This is a genomic window from Marinobacter sp. AL4B, from assembly GCF_019916045.1.
In the GTDB taxonomy this organism is placed as follows: domain Bacteria; phylum Pseudomonadota; class Gammaproteobacteria; order Pseudomonadales; family Oleiphilaceae; genus Marinobacter.
Map to the genome: position 1 here is coordinate 395,815 of NZ_JAILWZ010000011.1, position 15,118 is coordinate 410,932.

Sequence of the window (15,118 nt, forward strand, 5' to 3'; positions counted from 1 at the left end):
TTAGAAGTCAACGCCAATACTTGCAAACGGGCCGGATAGCTTCACATCCAGCCGATCGTCGTCGTCTTCATAATCAATGGCCATCTCACGGTAGCCGGCGCGCAGGCGCAGTACCGCCACATCGAACTGACCGTAAACATTGACGTCGTACAATGAATCACCGCTGTAGGAAATCACGTTGCCTTCACCACCCACGGACACGCCGGTGAACGGTAGGTCGAAGCGAACAGCGGCGTAGCCCAAGGGCAAAACGGCATCTACAGAAGTCTTACTGACTCTGCCGCCGAAAGCTGTATCTCGCACGATAAGCTCAGCATCCATCTTCCGCGCCGTCAGGCCTAGATCCAAGTTCACCCAGTTGTCCAACACTTCGTAATAGAAGGTCGCATCGAGTTGCTCGATGTCGAGGTCAGATTTGACGTCAGCGCCAACACCAATTCCGTCAAACTCCGCGAGGCCAATCTCGCCCCGACCACTCTGAGAAATACCGGTGTAGTTCAACCGCACGTTGGGCAGTACCGGAATTGGGTGCTCAAAGTTAGCGGTAAAATTGGCGTTGCCGTCGCTGCTCATATTGAGGTCTTTGTCGATATCGACAACGTCTCCTTTGTTAACCACGTCTCCGGAAAAATCCGAGTTCCAGTAGCTAACACTTGCGCCTGCGCCTACTACGTCGGCGCAGGCCAAAGGAGCAGCAAGTACCAAAGAACCACCCACGGCAATCATCAATTTACGCATAACAAACACCTGTCGTTTAGGTTTTTATTGTAGTGATCAGTCAAAACTGATGCCGAGACGACGACCTACTTCTTCGTAGGTTTCGATCACGCTACCCAGCCCCTGGCGGAACCGGTCTTTATCCATCTTTTTGCGGGTTTCCTTATCCCAAATACGACAGCCATCCGGGCTGAACTCATCACCCAATACAATCTTGCCTTCACTGCGGCCAAATTCCAGTTTGTAATCAACCAGCAGCATGCCAGCCTCGTCAAACAGAGTTTTGAGCACGTCATTCACTTTGTAGGTCAATTCTTTCATCTGCGCCAGTTCGGCTTCTGACGCCCAACCGAAGCTCACCGCCAAAGATTCGTTGACCATAGGGTCGTGCAAGGCATCATCTTTCAGGAACAGCTCGTAGGTTGGTGGGTTCAGCTCAACACCTTCTTCCACACCAATTCTACGGCACAGGCTGCCAGCAGAGACGTTGCGCACAACGCATTCAACCGGAATCATATCGAGTTTTTTGACCAAAGATTCGGTGCCGGATAACAGTCCTTCAAAGTGAGTCGGCACGCCGGCCGCTTCAAGCTTTTCCATCACGAAGGCATTGAATTTGTTGTTTACCATGCCTTTGCGGTTAAGCTGTTCTTTCTTCTCGCCGTCAAAGGCAGACGTGTCGTCCCGGAATACCAAAACGAAACGATTGGGGTCATCGGTGCGGTAAACAGATTTTGCCTTGCCCGCATACAGTTCTTCGCGCTTTTCCATTAGAGTCTCCAAACGGTCGGCAGCCTGCCCGGCCGCCCCGTTAATCAGTACAGATGTTCAAACAGTTTGGTAAGCAGGTCGGCACTGGTTTGCTCACCATTATAGGTGTCAACGCGCTCGGCCGTAACCGCCATGGCAGGGGCTGCCTGGCTGATTGTTACCGTGTGGGTATGAATGAGCTTTTCGTCGTCGCTGAACCAAGAAAACCAGCCGGGCGAACGTTCGTCTTCAGTGCGAAAATTCACCTGAACCCAACCGGCGCTGCGATCAATATCGACAATATTCGCGCCAATTTCTTCAAGTGATCGATTCACCTCAGCCCATGTTCGGCCGTAATCCAACTCGACCTCAACAGCTTTTGCCTGCTCGTTTTCCGAAATCAAACGAACCAGTGGCTTAGCCACCATGTCTGAAGCCGCCCTGGAGAACGATTTACTGTCCTCTTTCTGTTTCAAAAACTCCGCCAACTCACCCAAGAGTTTTTTCTGAAGCGCTTTCGATGGTTCATTATCAGTTGAATCCGGGTTCCAGGCGACCAAGCCCTCTGGCCCTTCATCGAATTCCAATACCTGAGCACGAATTTCCGTCGTTTTACGACGAATACCAGGCGCTAGCCTTAACTGAACAAGCACCTTCGGTTCAGTCGCAGCCGGAGCGTTATCCAACTCGAGCAGAGTACGGGCCGCTATGCTGAAGTTAGCCAGTTCGCTTTGCAAAACGCCCAACTGTGGGCTGTCGTGGGCAACACCCAAACCAGCTTGACTCATCCACGCACTCGCTGCTGGCCATAAACGCCCAGGCACATCGTTTACGAGCAACCACAATCGGCCGTCCAATTCTTCGATAACGTAGTTCTCGTCGAGAATATCGGACGTCATATCGGGAGGACGGGGAATGGTAGATGGGTACATTCGGCGGGAATCATCCGTGCGAATGCTGCGAATGGGCATGGCTTCGCCAAGACGGGAATTATCATAGCCGGCAGGCACCACAATGGGCGTACCTTCAGGTGCATTGACATAATCTTCGGAACGATCGGGCAAAAAGCCACAACCAGCCAGCGTGCCAGCAAACACAAACCCGGCAACAGGCCGGGCTAGAGATACAAGTTTGTAACGGGTTCTTCCAGGAACCTGCATCGGGTTACTCCGGTTGAGGAGAAAAGGAGTTGGCCTCAGAGAACACCTGAAGCCTTGAGTGCGTCTTCCACTTCACCGTGGAACTTCTCGCTGAGCGGAGTCAGCGGCAGACGAATCCCTTCACCAATTACGCCCATATGCTGCAGAGCCCATTTAACCGGAATCGGGTTCGCTTCCAGAAACAGCTTGTGGTTTAAGGGGGTCAATAGCTCGTTCAGCCGGCGGGTCTCTTCTTCATTCCCGGCGATTGCGGCCTCACACAACTGTGACATGCCCTTTGGCGCGACATTAGCGGTAACTGACACATTCCCTTTAGCGCCCGCGAGCATGAGTTCTGCTGCCGTGGCGTCATCTCCGGAGTAGACGGCCAAGCGCCCGGCCAAGCCTTCAATCAACTCGATTCCACGAGGGATATTGCCGGTTGCATCTTTGATGCCGACAATATTGGGAATATCAGCAAGACGCAGAACCGTTTCGTTCAACATATCGCAGGCGGTACGCCCGGGCACGTTGTATACAATTTGGCTCATAGCTGGCACAGCTTCTGCGATGGCTTTGAAATGCTGATACAAGCCTTCCTGAGTTGGTTTGTTGTAATACGGCACAACCAACAAACACGCATCCGCACCTAGTTTATGGGCTTCTGTGGTCAGGTCGATCGCTTCCCGGGTACTGTTACCGCCGCTACCGGCGATCACAGGGATCCTGCCGTCCACTCGTTTTATGATATGGCCGATCACCCGACAATGCTCTTTCGGGTCCAAAGTGGCGGACTCACCAGTGGTGCCCACAGCCACAATGCCATGAGTGCCATTTTCGATATGAAAGTCCACTAGTTTGTCCAAATCTTCCCAGTGAATATCACCATTGGGATGCATGGGCGTAACTAGTGCGACGAGGCTACCCGTAATCATAAAAACTCCGTCCGAATTAAACCGATATGGTAATGTTGGGCTCGAACTGACACAAGGGAATTAAAGGAGATGTCATGTCATCCGTAGCATTGAATCAGCCTGTACCCGATTTTCAGGCCCAGGCCACCGGTGATCAATCAATTACCCTGGCTGGCCTTAAGGGTAAAAACGTTATTATCTACTTTTATCCGAAAGACAACACCCCCGGATGCACCACCGAAGGCCAAGATTTTCGTGATCGCATGGAGCAATTCTCGGCTCTGGACACTGAAATATTCGGTGTTTCCCGCGACAGCTTGCGTGTACACGAGAACTTTCGTGCCAAGTACGAGTTCCCGTTTCACCTGATTTCAGACAAAGACGAAGACCTGTGCAAGCTTTTTGATGTTATTAAGCTCAAAAAGCTTTATGGCAAAGAGCATTTGGGCATTGAAAGAAGCACCTTCCTGGTTGATAAGGAAGGTGTACTCCGTCAAGAATGGCGCGGCGTTAAAGTAAAAGGCCACGCCGATGAGGTACTAGACGCCGTCAAAGCTCTATAAGCCTAGCCCTCCGCTGCCGGTGGGGAAGCCACATTCTTCACCGGCCAAGCTGCGAATATTGCCTTCAGCATGGTTGCCAGCGGTATCGCAAAGAAAACACCCCACAACCCCCACACACCACCGAAAAACAAAACCGCGACAATGATCGCAACCGGGTGCAGGTTGTTCACTTCCGAAAACAACACCGGCACCAACACATTACCGTCTAACGCCTGGATGATGCCGTATACCACCATCACCCAAATAAAATGGCTGCCCCAACCGAACGCAAACAGCCCAATCACCGCAACCGGAATGGTGACCACCGCCGCGCCAATGTACGGAATCACCACGCTAATCCCCACCAACAACGACAGCAAAGCCGCATAAGGCATGCCCAAGACTTTAAACGCGATGTAGGTCGCAGAGCCCACGATTAAGATTTCCAGCGCTTTGCCTCGGACATAATTGGCACACTGCATGTTCACCTCACGCCAGATGCCAATCATCATCGGACGTTGCTTTGGCAATAACCGCGCGAACGAGCTCACCAGCAATTCCCGATCTTTCAGGAAGAAGAACACCAGAATGGGCACCAAGACCATATAGATTAGAAGCGCGACGAGGTCCGGTATGCTGGATAGCGAGAACGACACCAGCCACTGGGTTATATGAGCCACTTCCGTAGAAACCTGCTGGTACACTGCGTTGACCGCCTCAGCGGAGACCAAATGCGGATACTCGTCGGGCAAGACCTCCAGATACGATTGGAGCTCGCGAATGATTCGTGGCGCTTCTTTCGCGAGATTCGACACCTGTGACCAAATCAGTGGCAGCAAGCCGAAGAGAAAGCCCACCAGCACTCCGAGAAACATCAGAAATACACTGATGATCGCCACAAAGTCAGGCACACCCCACCGTTGCAGTTTGAGCACCAACCCTTGCAGAATAAAGGCAACAATCAAGGAAGCAATAGCCGGTGCCAGCATCGCCCCGAACCACACAATAAAAACGGTGCCCGCCAACAAGATGAGAAACAGCACCACCGCCTCTTCATCCGAAAAGTATTTATTCGCGAGATCTCGCAAGACTCTGATCATGAAACGCTCCGACGATTATCCGCCGCACTCTATCACGAACCGGTATTCACCGTTATCTTCCTTATTGCTAAGGAGTTCGTGAGCGGATAATTTTATATAGGCAGGAATATCCCGTGCTGACCCAGCATCCGTAGCGATCACTTCCAAACGCTCACCGGAGGCCATTGCATTAAGCTCTAACTTGGTTTTCAGTAGCGGCATCGGACAACGAAGCCCACTTGCATCCAGAGTTCTGTCAGCCATCTTGGGAAACACCATTAATATTCATTCAACAATGGGCAAGCATTATGCCGACAGTGTTACTCTAATGCATCAAAACAGTTGGTAATACTGCCCGGGCCCCGTGCACGAAGCACCATAGAGCCGTTTGCAGCAAACCCACACACTCTTGTTGAGGCAACATCAAAGTTCATGACGCTCCTTCGCACCAATCGCCGCACCTTTACGCTTTTTAGTGCGGCCGCCCTGTTCACAGCGTTTCTCGTAACACCCGCGGTAAAGGCTGACTCAACACCCTTGCCCTCGTTTGGCGGCAGTGGTGGGCTGATAGCCGGCCAACAGGAGGCCAGCATTGGCGAGCAGGTGATGACCTCTATTCGGCGGTCGGCGCCGCAGGTGCAAGACCCCTTGGTGTATGACTACTTAAACAACGTGATTTATCGGTTGGTGCCGTTCGCCCCTCTGGATAATAGAAACCTCAAGCTTGTTCTCATCGACAGCCCCGCACTTAATGCGTTCGCTGTGCCGGGGGGTGTGGTTGGAGTAAATGGCGGACTCTTTCTTAATGCCACTACAGAACAACAGTTTGCTTCGGTACTCGCACACGAATTGGCTCACTTGAGCCAACGCCACTTTGCGCGGCGCATGGAGCAACAGGAAACCAGCACACCGTTAACATTGGCTGGCATGATCGCCGGCATCATCCTCTCTGCCGTCACCCAATCTGACATTGGTATAGCCGCTATCGCGGGCACACAGGCTATGGCCATTCAAAACATGCTGTCCTACAGCCGGGCTCATGAACAGGAAGCCGACCGTGTGGGCCTGGACATTCTCGCCAATGCCGGTCTTGACCCAAGAGGCATGCCCGAGATGTTCGAAATCATGATGCGGCAGAACCGCCTGCAAGGGAACAAGATGCCGGAATATCTCTCAACCCACCCGCTGACACAGAGCCGTGTCTCCGACACGCAAAATCGGGCTGAGCAATACCCCAGCAAGACGGTGCACGACAGTCAGGAATACCACCTGATGCGCAGCCGCTTGCAGGTTCATTACGCCAACACTCCCGCATCGGCTGTCGAGATATTCGAGTCGTACTTGAATCGAGACGACGTTAAAAAGAACGATGCGATACGCTACGGACTTGCCGTGGCTTATAAAGAAAACAAGCAACTGGATAAAGCTGAAAGCATTCTGCGGGAGCTTCTATCGAAAAATCCGGGGCGCATTACGTTCCAAGTATCTCTCGCTGAAGTCTATACCGAGCAAAAGCGCTACGAAGATGCCCGAGACATTCTGAAAACAGCACTATCAAGAAACCCAAGTAATTACCCGATCACCTGGGCATTAGCTGGGCTTGAGATTGCGGATGGCAATGGCTCTGCAGCCGCCAGTTATTTAAAAGAACTGACCCGCCAGCGCCCTTCCGGCGACCAGATTTGGCTCCGGCTTGCGGAAGCTGAAGGCATGGCAAGAAACATCGTCGGCGTTCATAGAGCGAGAGCGGAATACGATGCCTTGCGAGGGGACTACCGGTCCGCTCAGCGCCAGCTGAGGCAAGCTCAGGAGAAACTGCCTGCGGGCTCTTCGGAAAGACAGGTGGTTAGCGAACGGCTGAGCGAAATCGCCAGCCGCATTCAGCAAGCCAACAGATCCTGATCAGGACCTACCAACCCATCAAGAGGCGTTACCAGCCGCCTTGAGGTTCATACCTTTCGTGAAATTCAACATGCGTTTGAGAGGGCGCAAGGCGTCTTCACGAAGGGTCGGGTCGACGTGCACTTCCTGATCACCGATTTCAAGCACATGAAGCAGGTTCTCCAAACCGTTCATCGCCATCCAGGGACATTGTGCACAGCTCCGGCATGTAGCGCCGTTCCCAGCTGTCGGTGCCTCAATCAGTGTTTTATTTGGGGCCAACTGCTGCATCTTGTAGAAGATGCCGTTGTCAGTGGCCACAATAAATTCTTCATTCGGCATACTCTGTACCGCATGGATCAACTGCGATGTTGAGCCCACCACGTCAGCCATTTCGACGACTGCGTCAGGTGACTCGGGGTGCACCAAAATCGCAGCATTAGGGTACAGCGCTTTCAAATCTTCAAGCCCTCTCGACTTGAATTCTTCGTGCACGATGCAGGAACCGTCCCACAAGAGCACGTCAGCGCCGGTTGTTTTCTGTACGTAATGACCCAAATGCTTGTCGGGTGCCCAGAGAATCTTTTCTCCCTTGGCATCCAGGTCTTCTACAATAGCCTGTGCACAGCTTGAGGTGACTACCCAGTCTGCCCTCGCCTTAACGGCCGCAGAGGTGTTGGCATACACGACCACGGTGCGATCGGGGTGCTGATCACAGAAATCTGAAAACTCGTCTGCGGGACAACCAACGTCTAGCGAACAGGTCGCTTCAAGCGTTGGCATCAACACGCGTTTTTCAGGGTTTAGAATCTTCGCTGTTTCGCCCATAAACCTGACACCGGCCACGACCACGGTCGTGGCTGAATGCTGGTTACCGAAACGCGCCATTTCCAAAGAGTCAGCCACACAGCCGCCCGTTTCTTCAGCCAATCGCTGGATATCAGGGTCGGTATAGTAATGAGCAACCAGCACAGCATCTTTGTCTAAAAGTACCTGTTTGATGCGGGCCTCAAGCTCGGCTTTCTCGTTAGTGCTGAGAGGCTTAGGCTCAGCGGCATGAGCCAGGTGTTCCTGAACAAGGATGCGGTCTTGCGCTCGTGTCATTGATGGATCTCTGCGTTGAACGTTACAGGCCGAGTATATCACTTCCCCATTTGAATTGAGGACAGTGAGACATCTCCCCAAAAACTGCAGGCAAAAAAAAAGAGCCCGAAGGCTCTTTTTTCTAGCAAAACCACTAGTCCGGCTTTGCTATGTTGGTGGGTCGTGATGGATTCGAACCATCGACCAATTGGTTAAAAGCCAACTGCTCTACCAACTGAGCTAACGACCCATAACTGGTATTGCCGGTTTTTCACCCGACGAACAACGGAAAAATCCGGTGCTCTGTAATTGGTGGGTCGTGATGGATTCGAACCATCGACCAATTGGTTAAAAGCCAACTGCTCTACCAACTGAGCTAACGACCCAATGAAGACGCGTATATTAATGATATTTTTGTGCTGATCAACCCCTTTTTCAGGGTTTTTTGATTTTTTTCAGATACTGACTAAACACCGATCAACTTGGTGGTTATGCGAACAATTTCACGCTTCACCTAGAAACTTTCGAGCCAGATCGGCTGCACTGGAATCCGGGTAATGATCCACCACCATCTGCATTCGACGTTTAGCTTCGCCTTTCTCACCCAACTTGTCGAGCGTCACACCTAGTTTGTATACCGCATCGGCCGCTTTACGATGATCATCATAGCGGGTAGCCACGATCGTAAAAGCTTGCTTGGCTTGCTCAAGCTGAGGTTTAGCCAGATACACTTCACCCAGCCAATAATAGGCATTAACGGTTAAGTCGCCTTCCGGGTACTGATCAACGAACTCGTATAGCTGAGTAATCGCATCGTCGTAGGCCTTTTGATTGCGGATCAGATCGATAATCTGATTATAGGTTTGCCGTTCCTCCGCATCTGGCGCTCGATATTTACGCACTTCCGGCTTGGCCGTCGATGACCCAGGGCCGCTTGCTTCACCACTTGATGACGAAGCCTTTTCTTCCAATGTTTTCGACAAATCGAGTATTCGCTGGTCGAGGTCGACGTATCGATCCCTTCCTTGCTGCTGCAGTTTCCGGATTTCGTACTGCTGCTCTTCCACCGTTCCCTGAAGCCGCCGTACATCGCCCTGAAGCTGTTGAATCATATAAAACAACTCGGCCGTTGCCTGGCTGTTGCCAGCCTTACGCTGGGCTTCTGATGCGGTATTCTGATATGCAGGCGTCGACGACTGTGCAGCAACTGCTCCCGCCAGACCGAAGCCTAGCGGGATGAGCACGGCCGCCATGAGTGTTTGTCTCATGGGTCAGTCCGTTTATTAACGTTCATTACTTGAAAATCAGCTCAACGCGACGGTTCTGGCCATAAGCGCTTTCGCTGGAGCCACGAACCACCGGCTTCTCTTCACCATAGCTTACGGTTTCGATCTGGCCACGTGAAGCACCATTCACAACAAGGAAGCGCTCAACGGCTTTGGCACGACGTTCGCCCAGAGCAAGGTTGTATTCCTTGCTGCCGCGTTCGTCTGCATGACCTTCAAGACGTACTTGCTGGCGCGGGTTGCTAGACAGGAAGCGAGCATGGGTTACGAGCGCGTTGCGGGCTTCTTGCTTAATCTCGGAGGTGTCGAAATCGAAGTAGAAGGTTGTGATGTTACGCAAAGCTTCTTGCTCTGCTTTCGCACGAGCTTCGGCGCGCTCTTCATCACTTAGAACCGAAGAGGAAACACCCTCACCGTCTTCACCGCCGTAAACAGTAGAACCGCCTTCTTGATCAATCGCAGCAACGTCTGAGCCGGAATCGTAACCGTACTCTCCGTCTTCCATGGTGTCGCCAGTCGAGCTACAACCCGCAACCAGACCAAAAGACAACAACATCGCAAATGCTTTGTTTTGTGCAGACACTTTCATAACTACCTTCCTTCTCTTCGTGACATTGACATTTTTTGGCTATAAGGCGATTAGCGTGTAATCGGACCCCAAGCAGGTTCTCTTACTTCACCCTCTGAGGCGGGCAAACTGTAAGCCGCACCGCCATCAGCGGAAACCACCGTCAGCACCCCTTTGCCACCTTGTTCAGTGGCATAGATCAGCATACGGCCGTTCGGCGACACACTGGGAGATTCATCTGTTCCGGTACGTGTAACAATTGACTCTTCATCAGTTTTCAAATTGCGGCGTGCAATGTGGAATGATCGCTCCCGTTGATGCACGTAGTAAACGTATTCGCCTTTGGAATCTGGACGCGCTCGAGCGTTGTAACGACTTCCAAAGGTAATTCTGCGCGCTTCCGCCCCGGGGCGTTCCATGTAATAAATCTGGGGTCCGCCTGACCGATCAGAGGTAAAGAACACACCCTTCCCCGAGTGATCCCAGGCAGCCTCGGTATCAATGGCCCAATGATTGGTCAGCTTTGTGATCTGACCACTGGTCAGATTCTTTTCATACACCTCGGCATTACCGTCTTTGGACAACGTCATTAGTAGCGACTTGCCATCGGGCGACCAAGCGGGAGCGGAATTCAGTCCGGGGAAATCCGCGGCTTTTGAGCGCTTGCCGGTACCCAACTCGTGAATGTAGATAACCGGCTTACCAGTCTCGAAAGACACGTAAGCTAGCTTCTTGCCATCCGGCGACCATGAGGGCGACAAAATGGGTTCATCGCTTTCCAGGCGTACCTTGGAACGTTGACCATCAATATCACTAACGTGTAAACGATAGACGCTGTTCTTGCCGGTGCCCGAGAGCGTGACGTAAGCCAACTTAGTGGAGAAGGCTCCAGGCTCGCCGGTAATCGCCTCATACACGCGATCACTAATGTGATGAGCTAGAGAACGTACATTTCCGGCCGGCGCTGCGGCAGTTTCGCCCAAAATCCGCTGTTCGCGATTCACATCGAAAAGCTCGTAACGCGCCTCCACTTTCCCATTATTGCTAGTCAGTTGACCAACCAAAACATAGCGCTGCCCCAGCATGCGCCAGTCACGGAAGTATACTTCGGAACGCTCAGACGGCAGGCTCAACATTTTGGAAGGATCCAGCGGTTTGAACTCACCGCTCATGGTCAAATCGGCCTGCACAATGCTGCTGATCTTGTCCCCGGCTGGCATGGCCCCGCTTTCCGCGAAAGGAACGACAGCCACCGGAATCGCCGAGTTTGCGCCTTCGGTGATGCGAATCAGTAATTCAGCTCGAGCACTCGATGCAACAAAACACATAACCAACAAGCAGCTGATCACGGTTAGGTTTTGTTTTCCCAATCGTCTCTTCGAGTTTCTGTTCTTAAACATATTCAGCCTCACCGCAACCGTTTGGGGTTGAATTCAATCGTAAACTGTCGGAAATATCGCTCGAACGTATCTCTGTCGCCCGGCACGGGATATCGGTTCAGAGAGCGCACAGCGCTCAGCGCCGAGTTATCAAACGCAGTATTACCGCTGCTACTGACTAACGTGACACCTTGCAACTCACCGGTCGGCAGCAACGTTATCTGCAGCCGCGCTACCATGTTTTCGGTCGCTGACGCCGGCGGATACCAAGCCTGTGCCAGGCGATCACGAATCAACGCTTGGTACTTTTCACTGTCGCTCAGCATTTGCGCATCCCGGGCCTTGGCTGCAGCCGCTTCACGCTGGCGACGCGCTTCACTTTCACGAGCCTTCTCGGCCTCATCCGCCAGCGCATTGAGCTGCTGCTCTCTCAGCCTGCGCTCGGCTTCCTTGCGCTTTTGTTCGGCCTCTTTCCGAGCCTGCTCTTCTTTACGCTTACGCTCCGCCTCTTCTGCGCGGCGCTGCTCTTCTTGGCGTTTTTTCTCTTCCTCGGCTTTGCGTTTGGCCTCTTGGCGCTTTCGTTCCTGCTCGGCCTTCTGGCGCTCACGCTCTTTCGCTTCGGCTTCGGCCTTTTTACGAGCAGCCTCTTTAGCGCGTGCCTGCTGCTCAGCCTTTTCACGAGCTTTAGCTTCTTGTTGCTTGCGCTCTTGCTCTATTTTTCGAGCTTTTTCCTGAGCGGCTTTTTCAGTCGCCTCACGTTCGGCTTCTTGCTGCTGTTTTCTACGCTCTGCCTCGTCTTTTTTTCGCTGCTTCTCTGCAGCCTGCTCCCGTTTCTCAGCCTCGTCCCGTTGATCTTGCTCATCAACAACAGGGCTCGGTTTCGGCTCCGGGCTAATCAGCCTGGCAGAAATACTACGCGGCTCCGGCTCTTGCACCGGATTGGTCCATGACCATCCCGCAAGCGCAACCACGACAATCATCAAATGCAACCCAAGCGACATCGCTACAGGCGACTTCAATGAAATACTGTCTTTATTTACCGTGTCCCGTTCGTGACCCTTCACAACAATCCCGCCACCTGATTAAGGCTGTTCCTGAGGTGCATCGGTAATCAGGCCAATGCCAGAAGCACCGGCGGCCTGAAGCTCCGCCATCAAACGAACAACCACGCCGTAATCGACAAATTCATCACCACGAACCATCACTTCTGCGTTTGCACGTTGCGACAAAATTTTTGAAACCTGGGCCCGCACGTTTTCCAAAGACATAGGCTCACTGCTGTCGTCACCCACTTCCAGAAAATAAGCACCATTGCTGTCCACCGACACGGTGATGGTTTCAACGTCTTTGTCTTGAGTGATCGGATCCGACGTCGTTTCCGGTAAATCCACCTTCACACCTTGGGTGAGCATAGGTGCGGTTACCATGAAAATCACAAGTAGGACCAACATGACGTCAATGTAGGGCACCACGTTAATTTCCGACATGGACTTTCGCGGTTCCCGGGACATCATTCCCATACTTTTCATCGAACTACTCTCCCTTTATCGTCAGAACCCATCACGAGCCAGCCTGTTCAGAATTATGAACTCGACGATGAAGAATGCTGGAGAATTCGTCTGCGAAGGTCTCATAGTTCTTCAAGAGGGCATCAGACATAGTCGAAAAACGGTTGTAGGCGATGACCGCAGGAATCGCTGCGAACAGACCCATTGCTGTCGCAATCAATGCTTCCGAAATCCCTGGAGCAACCGTTGCCAAAGTCGCCTGTTGCACCTGGGCCAAACCACGGAAGGAGTTCATGATGCCCCAAACGGTGCCAAACAACCCCACGTAAGGACTGGTAGAACCGACCGTGGCCAGAAACGGAAGGTGCATATCCAGGCGCTCATGCTCTCGGGAGAAAGCAACACGCATCGCTCGCTGGGTACCTTCCATGACGGCATCGGCATCACGGCTTTGCTGACGAAGCCTGGAAAACTCTTTGAAGCCTGCCCGGAAGAGCGATTCCATACCCGAATTCGGCGTTGGGTTGGCATTCACATCTTTATACAACTGACCGAGATCCATACCAGACCAGAAGCGCTCTTCAAACGCCAACTGAGCTTGTTTCGCTTGGCGGTAGACCTTCACCCTCTGAAAGATAAGCGCCCAAGACACGACAGAAGCCATCACCAATAACAGCATGACGAGCTGCACCAGAAGCCCTGCGTTCGCAATCAGATGCCAGACTGATAGTTCGGATCCCACTGTACACTCCCAAAAAGTTTCTATGTTTTCAGCTAATTAAAGCACGTTCTTCAAAATTACACTCATATTATCTGGCAAACGCCGAGGCTTACCGGTATCCAGAGCCACACAAGCCACCCTTACCTCTGCATCACACAGCACGGCCCGACTATCGGCATTAAGCACCTGCTGACGAAAGGTCATCCATACTCTAGACGAAGCAATCGGCTCGGCGGTTACCAGCAGCTGGTCATCCAGCTTGGCCGGAGCCGCATAATGCAATGTCATTTTTTGCACAACGTAACTAACGTTTTGCTCGAGTCCTGCCCGTAATTCTACCCCCTGGCTGCGAACCCATTCCGTGCGGGCACGCTCCATGTAGTGAAGGTACTTGGCATGAAAGACAATCCCGCCCGCGTCGGTATCTTCTATATAGACCCGAATCGGTAATTCGAAAATCGGAGCTCTCGCCATCTCAGTCAAAGCCATTGCTCTCTTTATCGGACTTGGGCGGCACCACGCCAAAATGCTGATAGGCATTTGATGTCACCATACGCCCTCTTTGGGTCCGCACCATGTACCCTTGTTGAATCAAAAACGGCTCAAGCACGTCTTCGATGGTACCTCGCTCTTCACTAATCGCAGCCGCCAGACTTTCCACACCGACAGGGCCGCCATCAAACTTTTCGATCATCGCTAATAACAACCGGCGATCCATGTGATCGAAACCTTGGCTATCAACCTTCAACATATTCAACGCCTGATCGGCGATCTCGGCGGTAATTCGACCGTCTGAACGCACTTCGGCGAAGTCGCGCACCCGGCGCAACAAACGATTGGCGATTCGCGGCGTGCCCCGCGAACGGCGAGCAATTTCAAACGCGCCACCCTCATCAAGCGTTACCGACGATAATCGGGCCGATCGGGCAATAATATGAGTCAAGTCGGCGGTATTGTAGAATTCAAGGCGCTGAACAATACCAAAACGATCCCTCAACGGTGACGTTAGCAGGCCTGCACGAGTGGTCGCTCCCACCAGAGTAAACGGAGGCAAATCCAACTTGATCGAACGCGCTGCCGGGCCTTCACCAATCATAATATCCAGCTGATAATCTTCCATTGCTGGATACAACACCTCTTCAACTGCCGCGCTAAGACGATGAATTTCATCGATGAAGAGAACGTCGCCTTCTTCAAGGTTGGTCAGCATCGCAGCCAAGTCGCCTGCTTTTTCAAGCACCGGCCCAGAAGTGGTTTTGATGGCAACACCCATCTCATTAGCAATGATATTTGCCAATGTCGTCTTACCAAGGCCTGGCGGGCCGAAAATCAAGGTGTGATCCAAAGCTTCCTGACGGGCCCGCGCAGCAGAGATAAAGATCTCCATTTGTTCGCGCACCGTCGGCTGACCAACGTATTCAGACAACAGCGTCGGGCGGATGGCGCGATCATGCACCTCTTCGTATTCTCCGGCTTTGGCCGTTATCAGTCGGTCCGATTCAATCATGGCATTATCCGCTTACTGGGAATAAACAACGTGCCTGCTGGTCG

The 15,118-nt window shown here is 52.4% G+C and carries 17 protein-coding genes and 2 tRNA genes; 2 read left to right on the plus strand and 17 right to left on the minus strand.

Annotated features, from left to right (window positions below; translation table 11 throughout):
* Genes K5L82_RS05950 through dapA form a run of 4 tightly spaced genes read right to left on the minus strand, consistent with a single transcriptional unit; the run spans position 1 to position 3,541 of the window.
* Positions 1-738: a TIGR04219 family outer membrane beta-barrel protein gene (locus tag K5L82_RS05950; RefSeq protein WP_223133529.1), complete on the minus strand. Its 738-nt coding sequence runs from the start codon at positions 736-738 to the stop codon at positions 1-3.
* 36 nt (positions 739-774) lie between these two features.
* Positions 775-1,488, minus strand: a complete 714-nt coding sequence (gene purC / locus K5L82_RS05955; RefSeq protein WP_223133530.1) for a phosphoribosylaminoimidazolesuccinocarboxamide synthase — start codon at positions 1,486-1,488, stop codon at positions 775-777.
* A 44-nt stretch (positions 1,489-1,532) separates the two neighbouring features.
* On the minus strand, positions 1,533-2,627 hold the full coding sequence (bamC, locus tag K5L82_RS05960; protein ID WP_223133531.1) for an outer membrane protein assembly factor BamC: 1,095 nt from the start codon (positions 2,625-2,627) through the stop codon (positions 1,533-1,535).
* 35 nt (positions 2,628-2,662) lie between these two features.
* Complete coding sequence (gene dapA / locus K5L82_RS05965; protein WP_223133532.1) at positions 2,663-3,541, minus strand: 4-hydroxy-tetrahydrodipicolinate synthase; 879 nt, start codon at positions 3,539-3,541, stop codon at positions 2,663-2,665.
* Positions 3,542-3,615: 74 nt separating this feature from the next.
* Here dapA and K5L82_RS05970 point away from each other — a divergent pair, with 74 nt between their 5' ends.
* Complete coding sequence (locus K5L82_RS05970) at positions 3,616-4,083, plus strand: peroxiredoxin (protein WP_133005767.1); 468 nt, start codon at positions 3,616-3,618, stop codon at positions 4,081-4,083.
* A 2-nt stretch (positions 4,084-4,085) separates the two neighbouring features.
* Here K5L82_RS05970 and K5L82_RS05975 read toward each other — a convergent pair whose 3' ends face one another.
* Together K5L82_RS05975 and K5L82_RS05980 are read right to left on the minus strand one after the other, a co-directional pair.
* Positions 4,086-5,162, minus strand: coding sequence for an AI-2E family transporter (locus K5L82_RS05975; protein ID WP_223133533.1), 1,077 nt, complete (start codon positions 5,160-5,162; stop codon positions 4,086-4,088).
* A gap of 15 nt (positions 5,163-5,177) precedes the next feature.
* Entirely contained in the window at positions 5,178-5,405 is a 228-nt protein-coding gene (locus K5L82_RS05980; RefSeq protein ID WP_223133534.1) for a sulfurtransferase TusA family protein, read from the minus strand.
* A 168-nt stretch (positions 5,406-5,573) separates the two neighbouring features.
* On the opposite strand from K5L82_RS05980, the gene K5L82_RS05985 reads away from it, so the two are divergent.
* Entirely contained in the window at positions 5,574-7,043 is a 1,470-nt protein-coding gene (locus K5L82_RS05985) for a M48 family metalloprotease (RefSeq protein WP_223133535.1), read from the plus strand.
* An 18-nt stretch (positions 7,044-7,061) separates the two neighbouring features.
* Here K5L82_RS05985 and nadA read toward each other — a convergent pair whose 3' ends face one another.
* From nadA to ruvB, 11 genes are all read right to left on the minus strand, one after another.
* Positions 7,062-8,126 (minus strand): quinolinate synthase NadA, encoded by a 1,065-nt coding sequence (gene nadA, locus K5L82_RS05990; protein ID WP_223133536.1) that lies wholly within the window; start codon positions 8,124-8,126, stop codon positions 7,062-7,064.
* Positions 8,127-8,279: 153 nt separating this feature from the next.
* A tRNA-Lys gene (locus K5L82_RS05995) sits at positions 8,280-8,355 on the minus strand.
* 60 nt (positions 8,356-8,415) lie between these two features.
* Positions 8,416-8,491, minus strand: a tRNA-Lys gene (locus tag K5L82_RS06000).
* Positions 8,492-8,608: 117 nt separating this feature from the next.
* On the minus strand, positions 8,609-9,373 hold the full coding sequence (gene ybgF / locus K5L82_RS06005; protein ID WP_223133537.1) for a tol-pal system protein YbgF: 765 nt from the start codon (positions 9,371-9,373) through the stop codon (positions 8,609-8,611).
* Between the two features lie 25 nt (positions 9,374-9,398).
* Positions 9,399-9,980 carry a peptidoglycan-associated lipoprotein Pal gene (pal, locus tag K5L82_RS06010; protein ID WP_223133538.1) on the minus strand — a complete coding sequence of 194 codons (582 nt, stop codon included), beginning with the start codon at positions 9,978-9,980 and terminating at the stop codon, positions 9,399-9,401.
* A 50-nt stretch (positions 9,981-10,030) separates the two neighbouring features.
* The gene (gene tolB, locus K5L82_RS06015; protein ID WP_262492589.1) at positions 10,031-11,287 is read right to left on the minus strand and encodes a Tol-Pal system beta propeller repeat protein TolB; all 1,257 of its coding nucleotides are present in this window, start codon (positions 11,285-11,287) and stop codon (positions 10,031-10,033) included.
* 80 nt (positions 11,288-11,367) lie between these two features.
* Positions 11,368-12,339 carry a cell envelope integrity protein TolA gene (gene tolA, locus K5L82_RS06020; protein ID WP_223134005.1) on the minus strand — a complete coding sequence of 324 codons (972 nt, stop codon included), beginning with the start codon at positions 12,337-12,339 and terminating at the stop codon, positions 11,368-11,370.
* Between the two features lie 81 nt (positions 12,340-12,420).
* Positions 12,421-12,867 (minus strand): protein TolR, encoded by a 447-nt coding sequence (gene tolR / locus K5L82_RS06025; RefSeq protein WP_133005775.1) that lies wholly within the window; start codon positions 12,865-12,867, stop codon positions 12,421-12,423.
* 31 nt (positions 12,868-12,898) lie between these two features.
* Positions 12,899-13,588: a protein TolQ gene (tolQ, locus tag K5L82_RS06030; protein WP_133005776.1), complete on the minus strand. Its 690-nt coding sequence runs from the start codon at positions 13,586-13,588 to the stop codon at positions 12,899-12,901.
* A 36-nt stretch (positions 13,589-13,624) separates the two neighbouring features.
* On the minus strand, positions 13,625-14,056 hold the full coding sequence (gene ybgC, locus K5L82_RS06035) for a tol-pal system-associated acyl-CoA thioesterase (RefSeq protein ID WP_133005777.1): 432 nt from the start codon (positions 14,054-14,056) through the stop codon (positions 13,625-13,627).
* Positions 14,043-15,074, minus strand: a complete 1,032-nt coding sequence (ruvB, locus tag K5L82_RS06040; protein ID WP_133005778.1) for a Holliday junction branch migration DNA helicase RuvB — start codon at positions 15,072-15,074, stop codon at positions 14,043-14,045. Before ruvB ends, ybgC begins: the two co-directional genes overlap by 14 nt.
* Between the last annotated feature and the right edge of the window lie 44 nt (positions 15,075-15,118).